We start from the raw sequence: 23,151 nt of genomic DNA, 5'->3' as shown, positions 1-23,151 counted from the left end.
TATTTCACCAGGGAGATAGTCAATGCCCTTCGTAACGATTGATGGACAAGCGCTTCACTACATAGATCAAGGCACAGGCCCGGCGGTATTGCTGGCCGGCAGCTATCTGTGGGACCAGGCCATGTGGGCGCCGCAGATTACGGCCCTGTCGCAACACTATCGGGTCATCGCCCTGGACCTGTGGGGCCATGGCGAATCCGGGCGGATGCCCGAGGGCATGACGTCGCTGGATGACGTGGCGCGTCAGGCACTGGCATTGCTCGATCATCTGGACATCGACCGCGTCACGCTGGTTGGTCTTTCAGTCGGTGGCATGTGGGGCGTTCGCCTGGCGCTGTCGGCGCCGCAGCGGCTCAACGGGCTGGTGCTGATGGACACCTACGTCGGTGTCGAGCCGGAACCGACTCGCCAATATTATTTCTCGCTGTTCAAACAGATCGAAGACAGCGGTGAGATTCCGCCGCAATTGCTCGACATTATTGTGCCGATTTTCTTCCGCCCGGGTATCGATCCGCAGTCGGCGCTGTATCAGGAATTCCGTGCAAAACTGGCGGCGCTTCCAGCCGAGCGTCTGCGTGAAAGCATCGTGCCGATGGGGCGGATTACCTTTGGGCGTGATGATCTGCTGCCGCGTCTGGCTCAACTGAACGCTGACACCACGCTGTTGATGTGCGGCGACCAGGACAAACCACGTCCGCCGTCGGAAACCAAAGAAATGGCCGGGTTGATCGGTTGTCCGTATGTACTGGTGCCGGAGGCGGGGCATATCTCCAATCTGGAGAACCCGGCATTTGTCACCGAGGCGTTATTGAAGTTTATGGAAGAGAGAGTCTGCAAGACCGTGTAATCGTTCTTCGCGAGCAAGCCCGCGCCCATATTAGACCGCGTAAACACGGTCTAATGTGGGCGCGGGCTTGCTCGCGAAGGCGTTAGAGAAATCACCTCGACTCTGAAGGCAGCATCATTTCGGCCCGAGAATCTTCACCAGCTTCTCCGGCGACGGCGCGCCTTGCTGTTGTTGCAACTGGCCCTTTTCATCCATGTAGAAAATCGCCGGGGTGGCGGCCAGTTCCAGGTCTTCCATCAACTTCATGTTCGCCGCCAGTTTCGCCTGAACCGCCGGCGGCACGTCTTTCAAGGCCTTGAGCGAGCTGCCCTTGCCGGATTTCTCGTGCTCTTCCAGGGCTTTCTGCGGGTCCTTGGCGGCCAGCAGCGCGGCGGATTTGCCTGGGCTGTCTTCGCGAATGATGCCCACCATGATGTGCCGCAGCTGCACCTTGCCGGCCTGGACCCACGGCCGTGCCTGTTCCCAGAACATGTTGCAGTACGGGCAATTCGGGTCACTGAACAGATAGACGATTCGTGGTGCGTCCTTGTTGCCGTCACCGATCCAGTTGCTGGCTTCCATCTTGCCCCAGACTTCCTTGGCCATCGGCGCGTACACCAGTTTCTGCAACGGTGCGCTGCTCAGGTCATTACCGTCGGCGTCGTACAGATTGCCGAGCAGCACATGTTTGCCGTCCGGGGTCAGGTACAGCGTCATGCCGCGGTTCTGGTACTGCGCCGCGTAACCGCGCAGGCCATCGGGCGCGTCGAAGGTGCCGACGATTTTGGCGCCCTTGGCTTCGATCTTCTTGATTGCTTCAGGCAGTTCTTCGGCCTGCACCGACGGCAAGTGCAGCAGGGTGGCACCCAGGGTCAGTGTCAGCAGGTGGCGGAGGCGGAGCATGGCAATTTCCTTGAAGGCGTGGCCGAGGTGGCCGGGTTCGGGGTGTCGAAGTTTTCCAGGGCGCGGGCCAGGCTGGCTTCAGAGAGTTCGCCCAGATGACTGCCCAGCAGATACCCGTCAGGGCTGTAGAACAGCGTAGTCGGCAATGCCATGGAACCCACGGCCTGGCTCAATCGACCGCTGCCATCGAACAGCACGTTGGTCAGGCTCAGGCCCTGGGTTTCAAGGAAGGTGGCGACGCTCTGCATGCTTTCGGTCTGGTTGACGAACAGGAAGGTCAGGTCCGGGCGCTGTTGCTGGGCGTTTTCCAGCACCGGCATTTCCCGGCGGCACGGCGGGCACCAGGTGGCCCAGAGGTTAATGACCAACGGGCCGCCCTGGTAGTCGCTGAGTTGGATGGTCTGGCCGGCGGCATTGCGCAGGGTGATCTGCGGCAGGCGCGTGCCTTGTTCGTAAATACTCAGGGAGAAACTCGCCAGCAGCCAGAACGCCAGACCGCTGGCCACGCCAAAGCCCAATGGCCGACGCATGCCCGGTCGACGCCAGCCTCGGTACAACGCGGCGAGCAACAATACGAGCACCCCCGGCCAGGCAAGGAAACCGCCGTCGCGCAGGTCGATGATCTGCCACGGATCGTTGCGATACTGCGCCCAGTAGGCGACCACGAAACCGACCCGCGCCGCCAGCATGCCCAGCAGAAACAGGCTGAACAGCGCCGATTCCGGGTTCTCGCCGCCACGCTTGGCCACCCGCCAGCCGACAAACGTCGCCAGCGCCAGGGCACTGATCAGCAGCAAATGGTTAAGCGCGATGGCAAAGGTGCCGAGGGTAAAGGTCAGCATTAACGAGCGTCTCGGGTGGTGGTCCAGCGTTGCAGGAAAGTGCCGGCATCGACCTCGCCGGTGATGCGCTGGCTGCGACGCTCTTCGCCGTCGGTGCCGATCCACAACAGGCTCGGCGGCCCCGGCACTTTATAACGGCCGAGCAATTCGCGGCTGGCGGCATTGTCGGCGGTGACGTCCAGCCGTAGCAAGCGCACATCGCTCAGCGCATCCAGCACCTGGGGTTTGCCGAAGACCTGTTTTTCCATGACTTTGCACGACACACACCAGTCGGCGTAGTAGTCCAGCAGCACCCATTGGCCCTGGGCCCTGGCCGCGTCGAGCTCACGTTGCAGGGCCGCGGGTTCCTTGATCGTGGTGAATGCATCGTGAGCGCTCGGCGAGATAGCGCCGGTACGACCGGCGCTGTACACCTGCAACGGCTGATACGGATCGTCACTGCCGCCCGCCGCACCGACCACCAGCAGACTGCCCCATAGCCCCAACAGCAGCGAACTGGCACCGAACAGATGGGCAACGCGGCCAAACCCCTGGGACTGCTTCCAGGCGCTGTAGGCGGCGGTCAGAAGCAAACCGCCACACAAACCGAGCCACAGCGATTCATTCAGCACCGGGCGCAGCATCAGCAAAGCCGTGGCGAGAAACAGGAAACCGAACACACCCTTGAGCAGGTTCATCCATGCGCCAGGTTTAGGCAGGAAGCGATTGCCGACGGTCACCAGCAGCAACAGCGGCACACCAATGCCAATGCCCATGGCGAACAGAATCAGCCCGCCGTGCAGCGCATTGCCGCTCTGGGCGATATAGAGCAGGGCGCCGGCCAATGGGGCAGTCATGCACGGTCCCACCAACAGACCGGACAAGGCCCCCAGCGCACCGGCGCCGATCAGGCTGCCACCACGTTGGTTGCGTGAAACATGTTCCAGCCGATCTCGCACGGCCACCGGCAATTGCAGTTCAAAAAAACCGAACATCGGCAAGGCCAGCAGCACGAACACCGCCGCAAAGCTGCCCAGCAGCCATGGATTCTGCAGTAGCGCTTGAAGGTTCGCGCCGAGCGACGCCGCCAGAACACCCATTGCCGCATACACCAGCGCCATGCTGATCACATAACTGCCGGCGAGGGTAAAACCGCGTTTGGGCGTGGCACCACTGCCAACGATCAACCCCGCCAGAATCGGCAGCATCGGCAACGAGCAAGGGGTGAAGGCCAGCAACAGGCCCAGACCAAAGAACACCAACAAGCTCCAGCCCAGCGCGCGTTGTTGCAGGCTGCTGGCCAAGGCTTGGTCCGGTGCTTCGCTGGCCGCAGATGCAGTAGCCTTGCCGCCCAGGTCCACGATCTGGGTTTGCGGCGGATAACACAAACCGGCATCGGCACACCCCTGGAAACCCACCTTGATCTGACCGGTGGTTCCCGCCGGAATCTTCAGCTCCAGGCCTTGGCGATAAACCTCCTGTTCGCCGAAGAACTCATCGCTGTGTGCTTCGCCTTCCGGTAATACCGGCTGCTGTTGCGCAGACAAACCTTCGAAATTCAGGCGCTTCTGATAAAGGTAATAACCGTCGGTAATCTGCCAATAGAGCTGTGTTTCACCTGATTCGAGGCGTTCGGAGGTAAAGGCAAAGGCCTTTTCCACTGGCAAGAATTCAGGTTTGGTGTCGAACGGATTTATCCCTGCCTGGGCCACACCCGAGATCAAGAGAACAAAAAATAGAAACAGTCGACGCATGGGTAAGCCTTATCCCTGTGCAAGTTGACTGCACAATGGGTGGCGGCGATTAACCGATGATTAACCGCCGCCGGTACCGCCTGCTCGCCCCGTCAGGAGGTAGCCACTACGGCTTGAAACTTCAGTTGCGCAACAGGCCTGGCCAGGATTGGCTATCAACCGCATGCGGACCGGAAACCAGGCGATTTTTCGGAATGTTATAAGTCAGAAACTGATTGTCAGTCAGAAAGATATAGTAATAACTGTCGGCGAAAGTCCGATCGTTTTGCACCGCCGTAATGATTCGGTCTTTGTAGGGAGCAAGACCGGGCCAGGTAGCCTCTGTAATGGGCTCTGTCCTCAGTGACTGGACCGGGGTTACAACAGGGGGAGGGAGGTCGTCGTCAAGTTTGCCACCGATATAGCCGTGGTCCCGGTTGGGATCCTCATCCAGATCCAGATAGAGGGAGTTCCCGTCATTCATGATGAATCGAAAGAGTGAGGGGCGACTTACTTGCCACCATGTCCCTGCAACGATTCGATCAAAGTGAGGCAACAGCAGCTTCCATTTAGTGTCTGCAACCTTGCGGGTTTGCATCACCGCATCGGTATCCTGATTGTAGGCGCAGACCATCGGCGTAGTACGCTCGTAATAGCAAAGCCAAAGGATATCGAGGTCGGAAGAGTCCATGGGACGATCAAGCGTTATGCCCGTGGTCGTAAATCCAAACCGCAGGTTTTTCATGTGGTTTTCCAACGTCCCCCAGTTTCCTTTAATCGGCCAGGGGTATCCATCAGAGACCTTGTTATCGGGAATATCAAAGCGGGAATAAGTATCGGTGTCTTTGAAGATGAAGTAGATCTTGTCTTTTCCTGAACGCCAATCGACGGTCACGATGTTTTTAAGTGTCGGCATGATCTGATTCCTTTCAGATAATTAAGTAGGGTTCGGGTCTTTAATGACTTTCTTCCAGGCAGTTATTGGCCTGGCGTGGAGCCGTGCTAGGGTAGCGTGATGTTTTAGGCTGTTGTCATGTTTTCAGGATGGAATATGTTTCGGTTTGAAACGACATGCTCGCAGGCGTCCGGCCAAGCATTAACAGCAAACTTCACTTTCAACACTTCGTCGATTAGTCGTCGCGACGCCTGCGTGGGAAGCGCTGCTTCTCGTCGGCGGCGGGCCTTGCCATAATTGCGGCTTAATCCTCGGCTGCTTCACTCGCTTTTTTGTCCTGGGGGCTCCCATGCATGTACTGGTTTGCGAAGACGATGAGCTGATCGCCAGCGGTATCGTTGCCGGCCTGACCGCGCAAGGCCTGACCGTCGAGCACGTTGCTACCGCGTCGGCTGCCCGGGCGATGCTCAAGGTGGCTGAGTTCGATGTCATGGTGCTCGACCTTGGCCTTCCCGATGAGGATGGCCTGAAGCTGTTGCAGCAGTTACGTCACAGTGGCCTGGAGATTCCGGTGTTGATTCTCACGGCACGGGATTCGGTCACCGATCGCGTCGACGGTTTGCAGGCCGGGGCCGACGATTACCTGCTCAAGCCGTTCGACCTGCGTGAACTCGCCGCGCGCCTGCACACATTGTTGCGGCGAGTGGCGGGGCGCAGTGTCAATCTGATCGAGCATGGCCGTCTGACCTACGACCCAAGCAGCCGCGAAACCATGCTCGGCGGTCAGTCAGTCGACCTTTCGCGTCGTGAACAGTCGCTGTTGCAGGCCTTGTTGCATAACCGTGGCCGGGTGCTGTCCACCGAACAGCTGAAGGACAGCGTCTACGGTTTCAACGATGAGCTGGAAAGCAACGCCCTTAACGTCCATATCCATCACCTGCGGCGTAAACTCGGCAATGGCATTGTCGAGACCGTGCGCGGCCTGGGTTATCGCCTGGGCCCGGCTGATGGTGGAGAAGAATCGAAGTGATGAGCCTGCGTTTGCGCCTGAGCCTGACGCTCGGCGCCGCATTTGCGCTGATCTGGGCCCTGGCGGCGGCCTGGATGCTCAGCGATCTGCGCAACCAGATGATGTTTTCCCTCGACCAGCGGCTGGTGGCGTCGGCGCGCATGGTTGCCGGCCTGATGGAGCAATTGCCGGCGTTACCGAGCAAGGGCGAGGGCACCCATTTCAGCGCTGAACAATTGAATATCCCCGGAGGCATGGCTTGTCAGGTCAGTTCGCTGCGTGGCGAAATCCTTGCCCGCAGTCACAGTGACCCGCAACAGGCCCTGGAAGCCGAGAAAATGGGCTTCCACGATCAGATCATCGACGGCGCGCCGTGGCGCAGCTTCACCCTGGCGCGGGGCGATGTGCGCATTACCACCGCCGACCGGCAGATCGAGCGCGAAGCGCTGAACATGTCCATTCTGCTGGCGGCCTCGGTGCCGGTCGGCGTGGCGCTGCTTGGCTGCCTGTGCCTGTTGTGGCTCGGCATCGGTCAGGGGTTGGCGCCGCTCAATCGTATGCGCGATGCGCTGATGCGGCGCAGCGCCGATTCTCTGGAGCCGTTGCAGATCCATCCGCTGCCCAGCGAACTGCAACCGCTGCTGGAAACCCAGAATCAACTGTTCCAGCGCATCGGCAAGACCATCGAGCGCGAACGGCGACTGACCGGTGATGCCGCGCACGAATTACGCAGCCCATTGACCGCGATCAAGACCCACTTGCAAGTGGCACGCATGACCGACGGTGCGGCTCGGGATCAGTCCCTGGCCCGGGCCGAAGAGGGCGCCGACCGCCTGCACCGTACCCTTGAACAATTGCTGCTGCTGGCGCGTGTCGAGGGCAGCCTGTCATTCGATGATGGCGTGCAATGCAGCGCCGAGCAGGTGGCGAAACTGGCGATTCAGGATGCGGCCAGCGGCGATCGTCAGCGGATCAGGTTTCAGCTGCCGGCCAGATTCTCCGATGCGCCGCTGCAAATGCCCGCAGTGCTGTCGATTGCTGCATTACGCAACTTGCTCGATAACGCCCTGCGCCATACCCCGGGTGATAGGGCGGTGGATCTGAGCCTGGAAACCAATGGCAATCGCGTGCACTTTCTGGTTCGCGACCACGGCCCGGGAATTGCCGAAGACGACTTGCAACACCTGACCCAACGCTTCTGGCGCAATGGCCAGAGCACCGGTTGCGGCCTCGGCCTGGCGATTGTCCAGGCCATCGTCCAGCGCTGCGGTTGTACCCTGCATTTCGATAGCCGGCCGGATGGCTTGCGGGTTGAATTGACGATGCCTCTGCAGCCGGCCTGACAAGTCACCGCCGAATAAATGTGGGAGCGGGCTTGCTCGCGAAAGCGGGCTATCAGTCAACATCATTGTTGAATGTTAAATTGCTTTCGCGAGCAAGCCCGCTCCCACAGTGGATCTGTGACTAGTCTGAACCATGACAACTGCTCCCATATGAATTCTGCACACCAAATGTAACGTCTCTCCATTAGCCACCTGGCCCCCACAGCGCTATCGTCCCCGGCAGCTTTGACTCAATGGATTGAGGTAACAGCGCCATGGATGCATCGATACACATCTGCAAGGCAACGTCTGCCGACGCCGGCATCATCAGCCGGATCGTCGAGCGCTCGATTCGCGTCGGCTGCGCGCTCGACCACCGCAACGATCCGCGAACCGTCGCCACCTGGACCCACAACAAAACCATCGAACATGTGCAGCCCTGGCTGAGCGACCCACGGTTGTACCTGAACATCGCCCTGTTGCACGACAAACCGGTCGGCGTCGCCATGGCGGCGATCAGCGGCAAGGTCGCGTTCTGTTATGTGCAGCCGGAATGGTTTCGACGAGGCGTCGGACAAGCGCTGGTGCACGATCTCGAATCCTGGTTGATCACTCAGGGGGTGCCCCAGGCACGGCTCAACAGCACCCGTACCGGCGAAGCGTTTTATCGCCGCCTGGGTTACCGGGTTTGTGCTGAAGCCTTCACGGTGTCGGGGCTTCACGCCATTCCCATGCACAAGGCGCTGTCGCCATCTTCATGGAAAGCTGATCGAGGGTCTAAATCCTTGAGGCGCTGATGCGTTTCCAGAACAGGAAAACCTGCAAGTGCGCCCCTGACCGGAACGCGCACCTGCCCGGTGTGCAGTTTTGGTCACTATCAACAGGGGTCGAGAGATGTCAGTCGCTACCAGCCTTATCGAAGATCAGCCGGCCCGGATCGCCCCGGTGCCTGCCGAGACGCTTTATCAGTTCAGCGAGTCGCCGCTGTTGGCCCGTCAAAGCCGCCAGGAATCGAACGCCCGCAGCTACCCGCGCCGCATTCCCCTGGCACTCAAACGCGCCAAGGGCATTTATGTCGAAGACGTCGAAGGCCGCAGTTTCATCGATTGCCTGGCCGGTGCCGGGACCTTGGCCCTGGGGCACAATCACCCGGTGGTGATCGAAGCGATCCAGCAAGTGCTGAACGATGAACTGCCGCTGCACACCCTCGACCTGACCACGCCGGTCAAGGACCGGTTTGTCCAGGACCTGTTCGGTCTGCTGCCGCCGGCATTGGCCGCTGAAGCGAAGATTCAGTTCTGTGGCCCCACCGGCACCGACGCCGTGGAAGCCGCGCTGAAACTGGTGCGCACCGCCACCGGGCGCAGCACCGTCTTGTCGTTCCAGGGCGGTTACCACGGCATGAGCCAGGGGGCGTTGAGCCTGATGGGCAGTCTGGGGCCGAAAAAGCCGTTGGGTGCCTTGCTCAGCAATGGCGTGCAGTTCATGCCGTACCCCTATGATTATCGTTGCCCGTTCGGGCTCGGCGGTGCGCAGGGAGTGCAGGTCAACCTGAATTACCTGGAGAACCTGCTGAACGATCCGGAGGCTGGCGTGCAACTGCCCGCCGCCGTGATCGTCGAAGCGGTGCAGGGCGAGGGCGGGGTGATACCGGCTGATCTCGACTGGTTGCGCGGTTTGCGTCGCATCACCGAGCAGGCCGGCGTAGCGCTGATCGTCGATGAAATCCAGAGTGGTTTTGCCCGCACCGGCAAGATGTTCGCCTTCGAGCACGCCGGGATCATTCCGGATGTGGTGGTGATGTCCAAGGCCATCGGCGGCAGCCTGCCGCTGGCGGTGGTGGTCTATCGCGACTGGCTCGACACCTGGTTGCCGGGCGCCCATGCCGGGACCTTTCGCGGTAATCAGATGGCCATGGCCGCAGGCTCTGCAGTGATGCGCTACCTGAGCGAACACAAGATTTGCGAGCACGCCACCGCCATGGGTGAACGCTTGAGCGAGCACTTGCACATCCTGCAACGGGACTTCCCGCAACTGGGTGACATTCGCGGGCGTGGCCTGATGCTGGGCGTCGAACTGGTCGACCCGAACGGCGCGCCGGACGCTCAAGGCCATCCACCGGTATTCGGTCGCCTGGCGCCGCTGGTGCAGCGCGAATGCCTCAAGCGCGGGTTGATTCTCGAGCTGGGTGGGCGTCACGGCGGTGTCGTGCGTTTCCTGCCGCCACTGGTGATCACTGCCGCGGAAATCGATCGGGTGGCCGACATTTTCGGCAGGGCGATGGTCGCGGCTACCGCCAGCCTCTAAATTTTTCAACGCCTCGAACGTTCCTTCCACATAACGGCTACACACGGTGTGCAGCCCACCCCTACAGCGATGGAGACACAGCATGACGTCAGTATTCGACCGCGAGGACATCCTCTTTCAGGTCGTGGTCAACCACGAAGAGCAATACTCGATCTGGCCCGACTACAAAGCCGTGCCGCAAGGCTGGCGCACCGTGGGCAAGAGCGGCCTGAAAAAGGAATGCCTGGCCTACATCGAAGAGGTCTGGACCGACATGCGTCCGCTGAGCCTGCGTCAGAAAATGGAAGAGCAGGCAGTCGTGGCTCACTGAGCTGTCAAGTGAGACGCGAAGCGTCTCTGGCTGCATTCCCACGCAGAGCGTGGCAACGAAAAGCCCGCTGATCCGGTGACGGTCAGCGGGCTTTTTCAGGACTGGAATTTGTGTCGATCACAATATCTGCGCCCGCATCGGTTAAATGTGGGAGCGGGCTTGCCCGCGAAGAACGATAACGCGGTCTAACTGAAGCTACACCCCGCTCAACCCCTTGATCACCCGATCCACATTCTCTTCCAACTCGGCCACCGGATCCGCCGCATCGACACTCAACACCACCAACCGGCTACCTGCCTGTGAGATCGCCGCTTTCAGCGCGTCCGGCGGCTGCCGATGATGCAACACCACCGCCACGTCATTGTCCTTGAGCATCACACCCAACTGCTTGAGCGCTTCAGGCGTCCACTCGGCATCCGGTCGTGCGTCGAGGCCGATCAACTCCAGGTTGAGGCCGCCGATCAAGTAGCCGAAATGATCGCTCAGGCTCATCACGCTCAGGTTATCGGCATTGGCCAACCGTGACTCGCTATCGGCACTGAGTTTGAGAAGGCGCTGTTTGAGCGCCGCCAGGTTGGCCTCGATGGTCGGCTTGGCCTCGGGCGCGAGGCGCACCAGGTCCGCCGCCATCACGTCCGCCATGCGCCCCATGTTGTTGCTGGAAAGCCACGGCTGGCTGTTTAAACCGTCGACCTTGCTGCCGGGCTGCACGGCGATGCCGGGCAGGGCGCCGTCCACCGGGCGGGCGGCGTCGACTTCGACGATACGAATATTGCTGCGCCGGGATATCGGGTACAGCGGATCATCCGCCCACAGGGAACGCAGACCAATCACGGCATCGGCGTCGGTCGCCAGCTTGGCCAGCGCCGGAGCGCCACGACCGGTGAAATAGGCGGTCTGTCGGCTGCCGGGGAGATTGTCTGGAGCGGCCCGTTCCAGTTTGATTTCGGTGCCTTTGAGCAACACTTCGCCCAGACCATAGGTGATCGGCAAGGACGCCAGCACGTGCAGCGGTTTGGCGCTGTCCGCCGCAAAGCCAGTATTGGCCAGGCCGCACAGGGCTACGGCCAGGGTCAGTTGACGCAAAGAAAAACACATTTATCCGAGATTCCCTTTCAGGCTGGGGACAATGCCGCGAGCGATCGCGGCCAGGGCGAAGGCGATACCGGCCACCAGAATGATCGCGGCACCGGACGGGATAGGCAGGTCAAACACTATTGGCGCGAGAATGCCGCACAGCGTACTCACCGTGGCAATCAGCACCGAACACCAGAAGAAGCCCTTCAACGACTGGCTGAGCAAGCGCGCGGCCGCCGCTGGAATCACCAACAGGGCGCCGACCAGAATCGCGCCGATGACTTTCACCGCCGCCACGGTGATCAAGGTCACCAGGATCACGAACAGATAATCCAGGGTCTTCACCGCCACCCCGCGTACCGCCGCCAGTTGCGGGTTGAAACTGGCGAGCATGATGCGGTTATACAGCGGCAGGGCCAGTGCCATGACCAGCGAACCGACGATGGCCAACACCAGCAGGTCGTTACCGTTGACCGTCAGCACCGAGCCGAACAGCACGTTTTCCAGAATATGCACGTTGATCTTGCCTGCCAGAATCAACAACAGGCTGGCACCCAGCGCCAACGACACCGACAGAAACACACCGATCAATGTATCCGGCGCCAGTCCCGTACGGTTGCGCAGGTAGTTCAGCAAAATCCCGAACAGCAGGCAGTAACCGAACAGGCTGCCGTAAGGCCCGGTGTAGGGTTCGCCGAGCAGAATGCCGATGGCCACGCCCGTCAACGCCGCGTGCCCCACCGCCTCGGAGAAAAACGCGAAGCGCTTGACCACCACCAGCGTCCCCAAACCGCCCAGCACCGGGCCGATCAGCAGGCCGGCGAGCAGGGCGTTGACCACAAATCCATAGGCCAGCGCTTCCGGCAGGTAACCCGACGAGGCCCAACCCTGGACCATCAAACGAAAAGCTTCGTAACTCATCAGGCAGCGCTCCGGGGATGGGTCGAGAACAAGGTCAGCAGTCGCTCCGGGGTCAGTGCCTGTTTCGGCGCGGCATCGAACAACACCCGGCGATTGAGCCCGGTGACCCGGTCCGCCAGGCGTCCGACGGCCTCCAGGTCATGCTCGATCCACAGCACGGTGATGCCGCTCTGGCGCCAGTCGCCCAGCAGCCGTTCGAACACTTGAATGCCAGCCTCGTCGAGGGCCGACATCGGTTCGTCGAGCACGAGCAATTGCGGCGCCGGAATCAGCCCTTGGGCCAGTAAAACCCGCTGGCGCTCACCGCCGGACAGCGCGCCCATGCGCCGTTTGCGTTTGTCCTGCATGCCCACTCGTTCCAGGGCCTGGCCGATGGCCGCTGCGTAATGCTTGCTCAAACCGAGGAACGCCGGGCGGCGCTGACACATGGCCGCCATGAAGTCGTCGACGGTCATTGGCAAACCGCGATCAAACTCCAGCGCTTGCGGCACGTAGCCGATGGTCCCTGGTTCGCCGGGCCATTGCAGGCTCAAGCGCCCCAGATGCGGCATCTGCCCGAGCAGGGTCTTGATCAGCGAACTCTTGCCGCCACCGTTCGGGCCGACCAGGGCATGCACGCTGCCGGGCCGGACCTCGAAGGTCACCTTGTCGAGGATCGTTGTGCGACCCAGCGTCAGGCTGACATCGGCAAAATCCAGCGTCGGCCCCGAAACCCGTGGGAGCGGGCTTGCTCGCGAAAGCGGTTGGTCAGCCAACATTGATGTCGACTGATACTCCCTATTCGCGAGCAAGCCCGCTCCCACAGGGGATTGAGTGATGGTTTCTTTAGCCGTCATGCGCCGGACTCCTGAATCGCCCGAACCACGGTATTGAGGTTGCCGGTCATTTCCTTTTCGTACTTGTCGGCGGTGTATTCGCCATAGGAAATGTGCGACAGCGGATACAGCTTCACCCCGGATTCACGCTGGATGGTATCGACGTAGGTGGACGGGAAATCCATCTCCGAGAAGATCACTTTCACGTCCAGTTCCCGCAGTTGATCGATGGTCTTTTTCAACTGGCTGGGGCTGGGTTCGATGCCGTGTGCCGGCTCGACCACGGCGGTGACTTCCAGGCCGAACTCGCGCAGCAGGTAGTCGTAGGCGGCATGGACCGTGGCCACGCGCAGCTCGGCGTTCGGCGCCTGGGTCAGTTTGGCCAGGGCATCGGCGCGCATCTGCCGCAGGCGCTTACCGTAGGCGCGGGCATTCTGGGTGTAGGTCTTGGCGTTGGCCGGGTCGAGCTTGCCCAACTCGCGGGCGATGTTGTTGACTTGGGCAATCGAGGCGCTGATCGACAGGAAGGTGTGCGGATTAACAACCTTGCCGGCACCCCGGGCTGCGACGCCGGTGGCGGCCAGCAGCGGCACGTTTTCGTTGGCTTCGATCACTTTGATATTCGGGGTTTCGCTGGCGGCGATCATGCGGTCGGCGAAGTCGTCATGGCCCACGCCGTTGAGTACGATCACGTCGAGCCCGCTGATGCGTTTGATGTCCTCGGCGCGGGGCTCATAGGCGTGCGGGTTGAAACCGGCCGGAATCAACGGCACCACTTCGGCCTTGTCGCCGACGATATTGGCCACGTAGCTGTAATAAGGGTGCAGGGTGATGCCGATGCGCAGACGCTTGGCTTCGTCGGCACTGGCCAGAGGCGTCAGCAAACAGGCAAGCAGGCCGACCAGCAGCAGGCGCAAAAAACGACGTTGAGATGAACTAGGCATGGGAAAGCGGTCTTCTCTCGAGTGAGGGTTCAGTGCCGATGCTGGCGGGTGACCCCGGCATCGAATTGCGCGACGATCTGCTGCCAGCCGGCGCTTTCGAGCGCGGCGTCAGTCAGATCAGTCGGGGGCGCGAGGGCTTTGGAGCGGTTGAGCCAGACGTCTGGCGCATCGTCGTCAGCGGTCAAACGCATCAGGAACGAGCCGGCCACGGTGGGTGCCTGGCTCTGGCCGAAGTACGCCTTGGCGTCCAGCAATTGCCAGGCATGACCGCCACGGCTGACGGAACTGGCGTCCCGGGCAAACGGCGCGAAACCTTCATCGGCGAGGGTGGCGGGTGTGGGCAGTGCTTGTTGTTCCTCGCGCAACAGGTGGATTTCATCCAGCGTGACCCGCAGGTCTGCGTAAATACCTTGCTCGGATGCGCTCAGGTCGCGGCGGGCATCCAGTTGATGGCTGCCGACGCTGCTCACTTCCTGGGACTCATGGCGCCAGGCGACCACCGAGCCGGCCACCGCCAGGATCATCAGGCACAACAGCAACACATAGAGGGTTTCATGGCCGGCGCCGGCCGGGCGCACTACTTGGGTGGTTGGCGTGGTAATGCTCATGCTCAGGGCGCCTCGATGTCGGCTTGGTCGATCTCGACCACGTGGCCGGGACCTGCGTCGAACAGCACGTAGAATTCGGCGCCGGGTTTCTTGAACGTCAGGGTCGAATCGGCGCCGAGCTTGCCTGGCACCAGAATGGTTTCGTCGTAGCCGATCACATCTAGGGTCACGCCCGGCGCGCCGCTGCCGTCGGAAAAACCACCGGTGCAACGGATCTGTTCGGCGTCGATGGCCTTGCATTCGCACATCGGGTTGTGGGCCAGGGCGCTGGCGCTGAAGACGGTGCAGAGCACCAGTAAAACGGGGCGAAAAACGCTGGTCATGGTTTGCCTCCTTGTCTGTTCAGCCATGCGACGGTGGCCGGGGACGCCTGGCTCAGGGGGATGGAGGCTTGATGCATGGCGCCGTCCCAGCCCTCCATGGTGATCCACAGTTCAGCGTCGTTTTTGGTCTTTTCCGGTACCGGCAGCGCGGCGCCCATGTGGTAGGGCGTGCCGAAGAAAATCACCCCGGCGGCGCGCAGGCTGCGCGGTTTGCCAATGCGCAGGTAAGTCGCCTTGACCTGATCGCGACAGCTGTCGCAGAGCGCAGCATTGAAGGATTTCAAGTAGCCGGCCGGGCCGTCGGCTACGGGGGCTGCGTTGCGCAATTCGGCCAGGCGCAGGCTCCAGGGGCCGACCTGAACTTCGCCGATTTCCCGCTCACCCAGGCCGGTGTCACCGCGAAACAGCGCTGCGTCGGAGAAGTATTTGGGCATGAACCCCAGCGGCACCAGCAACAGCAGCACGTTGAGGTGGAAGCGCCATGTGTGCCAGAAGCGGCTTAGCGGCGAGCGCGGTTTTTCTACGGCAACCTGACTCATTGGCGGACCTCCGTGGCTTCGCGGCCCATGGCCGGCCGATTGGCCACTGCAATCCGTGGACGCTTGTTGCTGCGCTTGAGCGCGTTGGCCGTGGCCAGGGCGGTGCGTTTGGTCCAGATCAACAGGCCGCTGAGCACCATCATGCTCAGGACCAGGCCGAAGAAGAACCAGATCAGCTTGATCCAGATGCCGCCGAAATCGCCGGTGTGCAGCGGACGCATGGATTCGGTCACCAGCTCCAGACCCGAACGATCCGACAGCAGGCGTGTGGCGGAGATGTCACCGGTGTAAGGGTTGACCTCGGCGCTCTGATAGATCAGCGGGTACCAACTGCGCCCGCTCACCAAAAGGTGGCTATAGGCATTGGCGGGCAGGCTGACAGAGCTGTCTTCCAGGCCGGGAATGCGTTCCTTGGCCTCGCGGATCGCGCTTTCCAGGCTGATCATCGGTGCTGGTGCGCCATCGACGGTGAGCGGCACGCTCTCACGCGGGACGACGGGGGCGACCGGCGCGGTGGAAATCGAAATATGGTTATCGAACAGGATCGCTTCGATCATGAACCAGGTGCTGGTGACGGAAATCACCGCAATGAACCAGATCGACCAGATGCCGCTGAGCCGGTGAAAGTCGCCCCAGAAAATCCGCGCGCCATGACGAATGCGCAGGGTCGGTCGCAAGAAGCCTTTCCAGAACCGTTTGTAGACCACCAGCCCCGTCACCAGTGAAGCCAGCATCGGCAAGCCGAGGAACGACACCAGATACCAGCCCCAGCTGTAGCCGTTGGTGAATGGCACCAGCCACCAGCCATGCAGTGCGCGAGTGAAGGCCTGGAAGTTGAAGGGTGGAGCGGTGCCCTGAATCGCCCCGCTGTAGGGGTTCACATAGACCGTCACCGAGCGTCCGTCCGGGTAACTGACCTTTACGTCCAGGGCGAAATGCGACTCGTCGGGACGGTTGATACTTTCGACCAGCGTCTGGGGTTCGGCCTTCTTGATGGCGGCGATGATCTGGTCATAGCTGAGCAGCGGCGCGTCGTCCGAAGGCGCGCTGGCGCGCATTTGCGGGTTGGCCAGCCAGACGATTTCCTGACTGACCACCGCCAGCGTGCCGGTCACGCAGACGATCAATACAAAAAACCAGATGGGCAGGGCCAGCCAGCTATGGACCAGAAACCAGAGTTTTGAGCGGGATTTCTTCGACATGATTAAAGGTCTTGTTTCGATGAGAGGGCCTCTGCTGCGGGCTTCCCAGCGTTGAGGTCCATGAAAGGCCCGGTCGTGGCTTTTGCCTACGCGACCGGCTGCATCTAAATAAGACGTATGAGCATCGGAAATCCCGAAAGGGGATATGAAAGTAAATGTTTCGTGTTTCTGCGCTGTGGGGAAGTAGCCAATATTTATGTTGAATGTGATGCCCCTCTCGCGAGAAAGCCCGCTCCCTCACCGGATCTTCTGTGTACACACTCTCGGTGTTCGATGAAGATCAAATGTGGGAGCGGGCTTGCTCGCGAAGAGGCCCAAACATTCACTGAAAAACTCAACCCTGCTTGAACATCTCCTTCGCCCGCTGTTCGATCTGTTCCTGAGTCAAATCCTCCTTGCGCATGGCCAGAAACCACAGATGCCCGTAAGGATCCTTCAACGTCCCCGAGCGGTCGCCATAAAACTGATCCTTGACCTCGGACACCACCGTGGCACCGGCATCGATGGCCTGTTTATAGGACTTGTCCACGTCATTCACATACAAATGCAGGCCCACGGACGGCGATTTGTCCGGGTTGCTCAAAGGCCCCTGGTCGCAGGGTGTGCCCAGCATGATCGGGCAATCGCCGATACGCAGTTCGGCATGCCCGATGCCGCCGTCAGGCATGGCCAGGCGCATGACTTCGGTGGCACCAAAGGCTTTTTTGTAGAAGTCGATGGCTTCGGCAGCTTTCTGAATGCCCAGATAAGGCGTGATGCTGTGATAGCCCTCTGGAATGGGTTTGACACTCATGACGGTTCTCCCTTTATTTTTGTGAAATTAAGGTGTTCCTTCGCCGTTTTCCGGTCGAATAACTATAGGTCAACCCCTTCACCGCAACCGAGTGCCCGACGAGTAGTCGCGGTGCACTGCACACTGATCGGCTAAATCGACAACTGCATCAAGCGCTCACCCTGCAGGTTCTCCGCGGGGCGGCGTTTGTTCACCGCCAGTTCGCCGATCTTGATCAGGCGAGTGCGCGTCACATTGCGGCTCAGCCCCAGCAGGGCGGCGGTGTGCACCTGGTTGTAATGGCTGAAACGGTAGGCCGCTCGCAGCAAGGCATCTTCGACTTTTTCATGGAGCGCGCCGGCCTGTTCCTCGAAGAGCTTTTGAAAGGCTCGATCGAGCAAGGCTTCCGGTGAGTCGTCGACGCTGGTGTGGTAGTCGTCCTGACGTTCGATACGCATGTTCGACAGGCGCAGGTCATCGCGCTCGATGACACCGTTGCGGCAGATCAGCAGGGTGTGATGAATGACGTTTTCCAGTTCGCGAATGTTGCCCGGCCAACTGTAGCTACGCAGTTTGTGTTCGGCCTCTTTGCTGATGGTGATGCTGCCGTAACCCAGGCGCCGGCTGTAGGCTTCGATGAAATGCCGGGTCAGCGGCAGGATATCGCCGGGGCGTTCGCGCAATGGGCTCAGTTCCAGGTTGACCACGTCGAGGCGGTAATACAGGTCTTCGCGAAAGTGCCCGGCATTAATGGCTTTCTCCAGTTGGACATTGGTTGCCGCCAGCACCCGTACGTTGATCGGAATGCTCTTGCGCGATCCCAGGCGCACCACTTCGCGTTCCTGCAACACCCGCAGCAACTTAACTTGAATTGCCATCGGCAGATCACCGATTTCGTCGAGAAACAGAGTGCCGCCATCGGCCTCTTCGAACCAACCGGCCTTGGCGCTCAGTGCACCGGTGAAGGCACCTTTTTCATGGCCGAACAACTCGGCCTCCACCAGCGATTCGGAGAACGCGCCACAGTTGACCGCCACGAACGGCCGGTTGCGACGGGCGCTTAGATCGTGGATGTGCCGCGCCACCAGCTCTTTACCGGTACCGGTTTCGCCGATGATCAGCACGCTGGCTTCACTCGGCGCGACCTGCTGCAAGTGGGCGAGCAAGGCCTGGGATTTAGGGTCTTCGAACACTTGCGCGGTGGCGCGGATCGACGTAGCCAGCGCGGGCGAAGGCGGTAAGGTCAGCAGTTGCATGGGGCAGGCTCCCTGAATGAAAAATGATGAACAGAAGGTCGGGATCGGCAGGGACTGGTACAGCGCCTGCAGTGTTTGCGTGCGCAGTGGGAGCGGTAGCGGTGCATAAAGATGGGTTGTTATAAAGATTTGCTGTTATTCCGTAAAAGACAATAAATTACTATTTATATGTTTTTTAGAAATATAAGGTCGATGCAGGAGCTGCTGAAGGCTGCGATCCTTTAATCCCGATACCCACTATCGAGAGCATTGATTTCTGCCCAGCAGGGCACGCGGGTAGCCTGTGTTCATTGCCCCGAACCCAGATAGCCGGACGCCCGAAATGAAACCTTTACTCGCCCCTTTCCTGTTACTCGCCGTCTCGGTTCTCGCCGGATGTGCCAGTCATGTTTCACCGGAGTTGCGCCCCTACACCGCTGAAGAAACCCGGGAGCTGGCGCTGGAGGCACTGAATCGTCGCGGCTTGTCCTTCGACGAGTACCACGCGAAGAAGGCCGAATTGCTCGGCCAGCCGGCAAAATCGTTCAGTTTCGACAAACAAGGCGAGATGAACGCCGAACGTGCGGTACAGCTGCACGGGCGCCCAAGCTGAGCGAGGGCTGTACCGGTCGAACTTTCACGCAACTGTCCATGGGTTTCCCTTAAGGCGTGCGGTAGGGTCAACACCTGACCCTGATGGACTGCCACCATGACGCTTTCGCTCGATCTGCTGCTGGGCTTTGCCCTGTTCGCCCTTGTTACCTCGATTACTCCGGGCCCGAACAACACCATGTTGCTGGCCTCAGGGGTGAATTTCGGCTTTAACCGCACCATCCCCCACATGCTCGGTATTACCTGCGGCTTCTTCGTATTGGTGGTGGCTGTCGGTTTCGGCCTGGGCACGGTGTTTCAAACCTATCCATTGCTTTACACCGTATTGCGTTATGTCGGCGCGGCATATTTGCTGTACCTGGCGTGGAAGATTGCGCGTTCCGGGCCGGTAGCCGAGGGTGAGCAGGGCGAGGGCAAGCCGATCAGTTATTTGGGCGCGGCGGCGTTTCAATGGGTCAATCCCAAGGCCTGGATCATGGCCATCGGCGCTATCAGCACTTACACGCCAATGCAGGGCTATTTCACCAATGTGATTGTGATTGCTGCGGTCTTCGCCTTGATCAACCTGCCGAGCGTCGGTGTGTGGGCCGGTTGTGGCACGCTGTTGCGTAACGTGCTGCGCGATCGCCGCTGGTTGCGGTTGTTCAACTGGGGCATGGCCCTGTTGTTGGTGGCTTCGTTGTATCCGTTGTTGCTCGAAAGTTTTAGCTGACGCATTGCTTCAACCGGTCGCCCGATGCCTGTTAAGCTCGACTTCAGGAGCGTTCCTACGCACTTTTAAATGAAGTTGTTCTTCTTTAACGGCCTCCGATCAGGTATTGCTGTCGTTCTGAAAATTCGGCGTCGCTCATGAGGCGGCGCTTTGATACTTCCAGTGACGAGCTTCCTGATCCCGGAACACGCTCTGCGAGTCTTTTATGAATAAACGTCCGTTGTATTTCGACTACGCCGCCACCACACCGGTGGATGAGCGGGTCATCCAGGTCATGGTCGAGTGTCTGGGGTTTAGCGGTAACTTCGGCAATCCGGCATCCAGCTCCCATGCCTTCGGCCAGCAGGCCCGGCAATCGGTCGAGCAGGCACGGCGCCAGGTCGCCGAACTGGTCGGCGCCCAGGCCGGGCAGATCGTCTGGACCTCCGGTGCCACCGAATCCAACAACCTTGCCCTCAAGGGCGTGGCCCAGGCCCGCGGCGTGTCCGGCGGCCACATCATCACCAGCCAGATCGAACACAAGGCGATTCTCGATACCGCAAAACAATTGCAGGACGCGGGTGTTGCCGTGACGTATCTGGTGCCCGATGCCGAAGGTCTGATTACCCCTCAAGCGGTCAGCGAGGCGATGCGCGAAGACACCTTCATGGTGTCGCTGATGCTGGTCAACAATGAATTGGGCACCGTCAACGACGTCCCGGCTATTGGTCAGGTGGTGCGTGATCGGGATGCGTTGTTCCACGTCGATGCGGCCCAGGGCGCGGGCAAAGTGGCGATCGACCTGGCCCGGTGGCCGGTGGATTTGATGTCATTCTCGGCGCACAAGGTCTATGGCCCCAAAGGCATCGGCGCGCTGTATGTCGGGCCTCGCGCACAACAGCGTCTGCAGGCGCAGATCCATGGCGGCGGTCACGAGGGCGGGTTGCGTTCCGGCACTCTGGCGACACACCAGATTGCCGCAATGGGAGTGGCCTTCGCGTTGGCGGCGCAACTGTTCGATGAAGAAAAAGCCACCATCGCGCGCCTGCGCGAACGCTTGCTTGAGCCACTGCTGAGCATTCCCGGCGTTCGCCTCAATGGCAGCGCGACCCAGCGCATTCCTCACACCTTGAGCCTGACCTTCAACGAAGGCGAGTTCAATTCTGCAGCGTTGAGTGCCTCGATCGCGTTTTCCGCGACCTCGGCCTGTAATTCCGCCAGCAATGCGCCGTCCCATGTGCTGCTGGCCCTGGGGCACGACGCGCGCTCGGCCGGTCGCACCATCCGCTTGAGCCTGGGTCGTTTTACCACCGAGCAGGATATCGACCAGGCAGTACATCTGATCAAAACGGCCACCGCCAGTGCTCCGGCATTCTGGGCGACAGGTCCTTAAGCGCCGACTCCGATCGGCACCGAACAATAATGATGAAGTGGTTAGCAGGAGACACGATGAGTACGCAGCCTTCGATCAACGGATTGGTACCCCGGCGCCTGGCGCAAACCCGCGAGCTGATGAGCCGGGAGGGTATTCACGCTCTGCTGGTGCCGTCGGCCGACCCGCACCTGTCGGAATACCTGCCGGGCTATTGGCAGGGGCGGCAGTGGCTGTCGGGTTTCCATGGCTCGGTCGGCACGCTGATCGTCACGCCGGATTTTGCCGGCGTCTGGGCCGACAGCCGCTATTGGGAACAAGCGACCAAGGAGCTCAAGGGCAGCGGCATCGAGCTGGTCAAGCTGCAACCGGGTCAACCCGGCCCGCTCGATTGGCTGGCCGAGCAAACCCCTGAAGGTGGTGTTGTTGCAGTCGATGGCGCGGTGATGGCCTTGGCTTCGGCGCGTACCCTGAGCAGCAAACTCGAAGAGCGTGGCGCACGTCTGCGCACCGATATCGACCTGCTGAGCGAAGTCTGGAGCGATCGTCCGAGCCTGCCGAAAGAGCCGATCTATCAGCACTTGCCGCCTCAGGCGACCGTCACCCGTGGGGAAAAACTGGCCCAGTTGCGTGACACATTGAAAGCCCGCGGCGCCGACTGGCATTTCATTGCCACCCTCGACGATATCGCCTGGCTGTTCAACCTGCGTGGCGGCGATGTGTCATTCAACCCGGTGTTTGTGTCCTTCGCCCTGATCAGCCAGCAGCAGGCCACCTTGTTCGTGGCCCTGAGCAAGGTGAGTACGGAGTTGCGCGCCATTCTCGAACAGGACGGTGTGATCTTGCGCGATTACAGCGAAGTGGCCGCCGCCTTGCGTGCCGTACCGGTCGGCGCGAGCCTGCAAGTCGATCCGGCACGGGTCACCGCGGGGTTGCTGGATAATCTGAACAGCGGTGTGAAACTGCTCGAAGGCCTGAATCCGACCACCCTGGCCAAGTCGCAGAAAAGCCTGGCCGATGCCGAGCACATTCGTCGGGCCATGGAGCAGGATGGCGCGGCGCTTTGCGAATTTTTCGCCTGGCTGGAAGCGGCATGGGGGCGTGAGCGGATCACCGAACTGACCATCGACGAACACCTGACCGCGGCCCGTACCCGGCGCCCGGATTATGTGTCGTTGAGCTTCAATACCATTGCTGCGTTTAATGCCAACGGTGCAATGCCGCATTACCACGCCACTGAAGAGGAGCATGCGGTCATCGAGGGTGACGGCCTGTTGCTGATCGACTCCGGCGGCCAATACCTGGGCGGTACTACCGACATTACGCGGATGGTGCCGGTCGGTACGCCGACTGACGAGCAGAAGCGCGATTGCATCCGTGTACTCAAAGGCGTGATTGCACTTTCCCGGGCGCAGTTTCCACGGGGCATTCTGTCGCCGTTGCTGGACTCCATTGCCCGAGCACCGATCTGGGCTGAAAGCGTCGACTACGGTCACGGCACCGGCCACGGCGTCGGCTACTTCCTCAACGTCCATGAAGGCCCGCAAGTCATTGCCTATCAGGCTGCAGCGGCACCGCAAACTGCGATGCAGCCGGGCATGATCACGTCCATCGAGCCGGGCACTTACCGTCCGGGTCGCTGGGGGGTGCGGATCGAGAACCTGGTGTTGAACCGCGAAGCCGGCAAAAGCGAGTTCGGTGAATTCCTGAAATTCGAAACCCTGACCCTATGCCCGATCGACACCCGCTGCCTGGAGCCAGCGCTGCTGACCGACGACGAAAAGCAGTGGTTCAATGGCTATCATGCCGAGGTGCGCGAGCGCTTGAGCCCGCTGCTTGATGGTGCGGCCCTTGAATGGTTGAACACCCGGACCGCGGCTATTTGATCGGCTTGAGTCCAGGTGCTGTTTTCAG

At 60.5% G+C, this 23,151-nt stretch carries 24 protein-coding genes; 10 read left to right on the top strand and 14 right to left on the bottom strand.

Annotated features, from left to right (window positions below; all coding sequences use genetic code 11):
- The first annotated feature begins 22 nt into the window (after positions 1 to 22).
- Complete coding sequence (locus PSH64_RS21185; protein WP_105343378.1) at positions 23 to 847, top strand: alpha/beta fold hydrolase; 825 nt, start codon at positions 23 to 25, stop codon at positions 845 to 847.
- Positions 848 to 961: 114 nt separating this feature from the next.
- On the opposite strand, the gene dsbG is transcribed toward PSH64_RS21185, so the two are convergent.
- From dsbG to PSH64_RS21165, 4 genes are all read right to left on the bottom strand, one after another.
- The gene (gene dsbG / locus PSH64_RS21180; protein ID WP_305478556.1) at positions 962 to 1,729 is read right to left on the bottom strand and encodes a thiol:disulfide interchange protein DsbG; all 768 of its coding nucleotides are present in this window, start codon (positions 1,727 to 1,729) and stop codon (positions 962 to 964) included.
- On the bottom strand, positions 1,705 to 2,571 hold the full coding sequence (locus PSH64_RS21175) for a TlpA disulfide reductase family protein (protein WP_305478554.1): 867 nt from the start codon (positions 2,569 to 2,571) through the stop codon (positions 1,705 to 1,707). Before PSH64_RS21175 ends, dsbG begins: the two co-directional genes overlap by 25 nt.
- Positions 2,571 to 4,304: a protein-disulfide reductase DsbD gene (dsbD, locus tag PSH64_RS21170; protein WP_305478552.1), complete on the bottom strand. Its 1,734-nt coding sequence runs from the start codon at positions 4,302 to 4,304 to the stop codon at positions 2,571 to 2,573. Before dsbD ends, PSH64_RS21175 begins: the two co-directional genes overlap by 1 nt.
- 121 nt (positions 4,305 to 4,425) lie before the next feature.
- Positions 4,426 to 5,199, bottom strand: a complete 774-nt coding sequence (locus PSH64_RS21165) for a hypothetical protein (RefSeq protein ID WP_305478550.1) — start codon at positions 5,197 to 5,199, stop codon at positions 4,426 to 4,428.
- Positions 5,200 to 5,527: 328 nt separating this feature from the next.
- Between PSH64_RS21165 and PSH64_RS21160 the strand changes: the two genes are divergently transcribed.
- The 5 genes from PSH64_RS21160 (at position 5,528) to PSH64_RS21140 (ending at position 10,126) form a co-directional block, all read left to right on the top strand.
- Entirely contained in the window at positions 5,528 to 6,208 is a 681-nt protein-coding gene (locus PSH64_RS21160; protein WP_105343391.1) for a response regulator, read from the top strand.
- Positions 6,205 to 7,530, top strand: coding sequence for an ATP-binding protein (locus tag PSH64_RS21155; protein WP_305478548.1), 1,326 nt, complete (start codon positions 6,205 to 6,207; stop codon positions 7,528 to 7,530). The genes PSH64_RS21160 and PSH64_RS21155 overlap by 4 nt, the downstream gene beginning before the upstream one ends.
- A 254-nt stretch (positions 7,531 to 7,784) precedes the next feature.
- Positions 7,785 to 8,306, top strand: coding sequence for a GNAT family N-acetyltransferase (locus PSH64_RS21150; RefSeq protein WP_305478546.1), 522 nt, complete (start codon positions 7,785 to 7,787; stop codon positions 8,304 to 8,306).
- Positions 8,307 to 8,403: 97 nt separating this feature from the next.
- Complete coding sequence (locus PSH64_RS21145; protein WP_305478544.1) at positions 8,404 to 9,816, top strand: aspartate aminotransferase family protein; 1,413 nt, start codon at positions 8,404 to 8,406, stop codon at positions 9,814 to 9,816.
- An 82-nt stretch (positions 9,817 to 9,898) separates the two neighbouring features.
- Positions 9,899 to 10,126 (top strand): MbtH family protein, encoded by a 228-nt coding sequence (locus tag PSH64_RS21140; RefSeq protein ID WP_105343399.1) that lies wholly within the window; start codon positions 9,899 to 9,901, stop codon positions 10,124 to 10,126.
- Between the two features lie 195 nt (positions 10,127 to 10,321).
- Here PSH64_RS21140 and PSH64_RS21135 read toward each other — a convergent pair whose 3' ends face one another.
- From PSH64_RS21135 to PSH64_RS21090, 10 genes are all read right to left on the bottom strand, one after another.
- On the bottom strand, positions 10,322 to 11,224 hold the full coding sequence (locus tag PSH64_RS21135; RefSeq protein ID WP_305478541.1) for a metal ABC transporter solute-binding protein, Zn/Mn family: 903 nt from the start codon (positions 11,222 to 11,224) through the stop codon (positions 10,322 to 10,324).
- Positions 11,225 to 12,124 carry a metal ABC transporter permease gene (locus tag PSH64_RS21130; RefSeq protein WP_007906536.1) on the bottom strand — a complete coding sequence of 300 codons (900 nt, stop codon included), beginning with the start codon at positions 12,122 to 12,124 and terminating at the stop codon, positions 11,225 to 11,227.
- On the bottom strand, positions 12,124 to 12,882 hold the full coding sequence (locus tag PSH64_RS21125; protein WP_181150670.1) for a metal ABC transporter ATP-binding protein: 759 nt from the start codon (positions 12,880 to 12,882) through the stop codon (positions 12,124 to 12,126). The genes PSH64_RS21130 and PSH64_RS21125 overlap by 1 nt, the downstream gene beginning before the upstream one ends.
- Positions 12,883 to 12,956: 74 nt before the next feature.
- Entirely contained in the window at positions 12,957 to 13,883 is a 927-nt protein-coding gene (locus PSH64_RS21120) for a metal ABC transporter substrate-binding protein (RefSeq protein ID WP_105343404.1), read from the bottom strand.
- Positions 13,884 to 13,912: 29 nt separating this feature from the next.
- Complete coding sequence (locus tag PSH64_RS21115; protein WP_305481195.1) at positions 13,913 to 14,485, bottom strand: DUF6162 family protein; 573 nt, start codon at positions 14,483 to 14,485, stop codon at positions 13,913 to 13,915.
- A gap of 8 nt (positions 14,486 to 14,493) precedes the next feature.
- On the bottom strand, positions 14,494 to 14,814 hold the full coding sequence (locus tag PSH64_RS21110; protein ID WP_018929965.1) for a hypothetical protein: 321 nt from the start codon (positions 14,812 to 14,814) through the stop codon (positions 14,494 to 14,496).
- The gene (locus PSH64_RS21105) at positions 14,811 to 15,353 is read right to left on the bottom strand and encodes a thiamine pyrophosphate-binding protein (protein ID WP_305478539.1); all 543 of its coding nucleotides are present in this window, start codon (positions 15,351 to 15,353) and stop codon (positions 14,811 to 14,813) included. Before PSH64_RS21105 ends, PSH64_RS21110 begins: the two co-directional genes overlap by 4 nt.
- Positions 15,350 to 16,555: a PepSY domain-containing protein gene (locus tag PSH64_RS21100; RefSeq protein ID WP_305478538.1), complete on the bottom strand. Its 1,206-nt coding sequence runs from the start codon at positions 16,553 to 16,555 to the stop codon at positions 15,350 to 15,352. The genes PSH64_RS21105 and PSH64_RS21100 overlap by 4 nt, the downstream gene beginning before the upstream one ends.
- 334 nt (positions 16,556 to 16,889) lie before the next feature.
- A complete protein-coding gene (locus PSH64_RS21095) occupies positions 16,890 to 17,348 on the bottom strand; it encodes a VOC family protein (RefSeq protein ID WP_305478537.1) in 459 nt (152 codons plus the stop codon).
- A 131-nt stretch (positions 17,349 to 17,479) separates the two neighbouring features.
- Complete coding sequence (locus PSH64_RS21090) at positions 17,480 to 18,583, bottom strand: sigma-54-dependent Fis family transcriptional regulator (protein ID WP_105343414.1); 1,104 nt, start codon at positions 18,581 to 18,583, stop codon at positions 17,480 to 17,482.
- A gap of 322 nt (positions 18,584 to 18,905) precedes the next feature.
- On the opposite strand from PSH64_RS21090, the gene PSH64_RS21085 reads away from it, so the two are divergent.
- From PSH64_RS21085 to PSH64_RS21070, 4 genes are all read left to right on the top strand, one after another.
- Positions 18,906 to 19,175, top strand: a complete 270-nt coding sequence (locus tag PSH64_RS21085; protein WP_105343416.1) for a hypothetical protein — start codon at positions 18,906 to 18,908, stop codon at positions 19,173 to 19,175.
- A 96-nt stretch (positions 19,176 to 19,271) separates the two neighbouring features.
- Positions 19,272 to 19,886: a LysE family translocator gene (locus tag PSH64_RS21080; protein ID WP_305478535.1), complete on the top strand. Its 615-nt coding sequence runs from the start codon at positions 19,272 to 19,274 to the stop codon at positions 19,884 to 19,886.
- Positions 19,887 to 20,091: 205 nt separating this feature from the next.
- Complete coding sequence (locus PSH64_RS21075; protein ID WP_305478534.1) at positions 20,092 to 21,258, top strand: cysteine desulfurase family protein; 1,167 nt, start codon at positions 20,092 to 20,094, stop codon at positions 21,256 to 21,258.
- 56 nt (positions 21,259 to 21,314) lie between these two features.
- A complete protein-coding gene (locus tag PSH64_RS21070; protein WP_305478533.1) occupies positions 21,315 to 23,123 on the top strand; it encodes an aminopeptidase P family protein in 1,809 nt (602 codons plus the stop codon).
- The last annotated feature ends 28 nt before the right edge of the window (positions 23,124 to 23,151 follow it).

It is taken from the genome of Pseudomonas sp. FP1742, assembly GCF_030687145.1.
GTDB classification, from domain to species: Bacteria; Pseudomonadota; Gammaproteobacteria; order Pseudomonadales; family Pseudomonadaceae; genus Aquipseudomonas; species Aquipseudomonas frederiksbergensis_D.
The sequence above is the reverse complement of the archived record's forward strand: the minus strand, read 5'-3'. Positions and strand labels throughout refer to the sequence as shown.

What these genes read in the sequence shown, in the direction of transcription:
- PSH64_RS21185 (WP_105343378.1), top strand. Translation starts at nt 23, where the DNA reads ATGCCCTTCGTAACGATTGATGGACAAGCGCTTCACTACATAGATCAA.
- dsbG (WP_305478556.1), bottom strand. Translation starts at nt 1,729, where the DNA reads ATGCTCCGCCTCCGCCACCTGCTGACACTGACCCTGGGTGCCACCCTG.
- PSH64_RS21175 (WP_305478554.1), bottom strand. Translation starts at nt 2,571, where the DNA reads ATGCTGACCTTTACCCTCGGCACCTTTGCCATCGCGCTTAACCATTTG.
- dsbD (WP_305478552.1), bottom strand. Translation starts at nt 4,304, where the DNA reads ATGCGTCGACTGTTTCTATTTTTTGTTCTCTTGATCTCGGGTGTGGCC.
- PSH64_RS21165 (WP_305478550.1), bottom strand. Translation starts at nt 5,199, where the DNA reads ATGCCGACACTTAAAAACATCGTGACCGTCGATTGGCGTTCAGGAAAA.
- PSH64_RS21160 (WP_105343391.1), top strand. Translation starts at nt 5,528, where the DNA reads ATGCATGTACTGGTTTGCGAAGACGATGAGCTGATCGCCAGCGGTATC.
- PSH64_RS21150 (WP_305478546.1), top strand. Translation starts at nt 7,785, where the DNA reads ATGGATGCATCGATACACATCTGCAAGGCAACGTCTGCCGACGCCGGC.
- PSH64_RS21145 (WP_305478544.1), top strand. Translation starts at nt 8,404, where the DNA reads ATGTCAGTCGCTACCAGCCTTATCGAAGATCAGCCGGCCCGGATCGCC.
- PSH64_RS21140 (WP_105343399.1), top strand. Translation starts at nt 9,899, where the DNA reads ATGACGTCAGTATTCGACCGCGAGGACATCCTCTTTCAGGTCGTGGTC.
- PSH64_RS21135 (WP_305478541.1), bottom strand. Translation starts at nt 11,224, where the DNA reads ATGTGTTTTTCTTTGCGTCAACTGACCCTGGCCGTAGCCCTGTGCGGC.
- PSH64_RS21130 (WP_007906536.1), bottom strand. Translation starts at nt 12,124, where the DNA reads ATGAGTTACGAAGCTTTTCGTTTGATGGTCCAGGGTTGGGCCTCGTCG.
- PSH64_RS21125 (WP_181150670.1), bottom strand. Translation starts at nt 12,882, where the DNA reads ATGTTGGCTGACCAACCGCTTTCGCGAGCAAGCCCGCTCCCACGGGTT.
- PSH64_RS21120 (WP_105343404.1), bottom strand. Translation starts at nt 13,883, where the DNA reads ATGCCTAGTTCATCTCAACGTCGTTTTTTGCGCCTGCTGCTGGTCGGC.
- PSH64_RS21110 (WP_018929965.1), bottom strand. Translation starts at nt 14,814, where the DNA reads ATGACCAGCGTTTTTCGCCCCGTTTTACTGGTGCTCTGCACCGTCTTC.
- PSH64_RS21105 (WP_305478539.1), bottom strand. Translation starts at nt 15,353, where the DNA reads ATGAGTCAGGTTGCCGTAGAAAAACCGCGCTCGCCGCTAAGCCGCTTC.
- PSH64_RS21100 (WP_305478538.1), bottom strand. Translation starts at nt 16,555, where the DNA reads ATGTCGAAGAAATCCCGCTCAAAACTCTGGTTTCTGGTCCATAGCTGG.
- PSH64_RS21095 (WP_305478537.1), bottom strand. Translation starts at nt 17,348, where the DNA reads ATGAGTGTCAAACCCATTCCAGAGGGCTATCACAGCATCACGCCTTAT.
- PSH64_RS21090 (WP_105343414.1), bottom strand. Translation starts at nt 18,583, where the DNA reads ATGCAACTGCTGACCTTACCGCCTTCGCCCGCGCTGGCTACGTCGATC.
- PSH64_RS21085 (WP_105343416.1), top strand. Translation starts at nt 18,906, where the DNA reads ATGAAACCTTTACTCGCCCCTTTCCTGTTACTCGCCGTCTCGGTTCTC.
- PSH64_RS21080 (WP_305478535.1), top strand. Translation starts at nt 19,272, where the DNA reads ATGACGCTTTCGCTCGATCTGCTGCTGGGCTTTGCCCTGTTCGCCCTT.
- PSH64_RS21075 (WP_305478534.1), top strand. Translation starts at nt 20,092, where the DNA reads ATGAATAAACGTCCGTTGTATTTCGACTACGCCGCCACCACACCGGTG.
- PSH64_RS21070 (WP_305478533.1), top strand. Translation starts at nt 21,315, where the DNA reads ATGAGTACGCAGCCTTCGATCAACGGATTGGTACCCCGGCGCCTGGCG.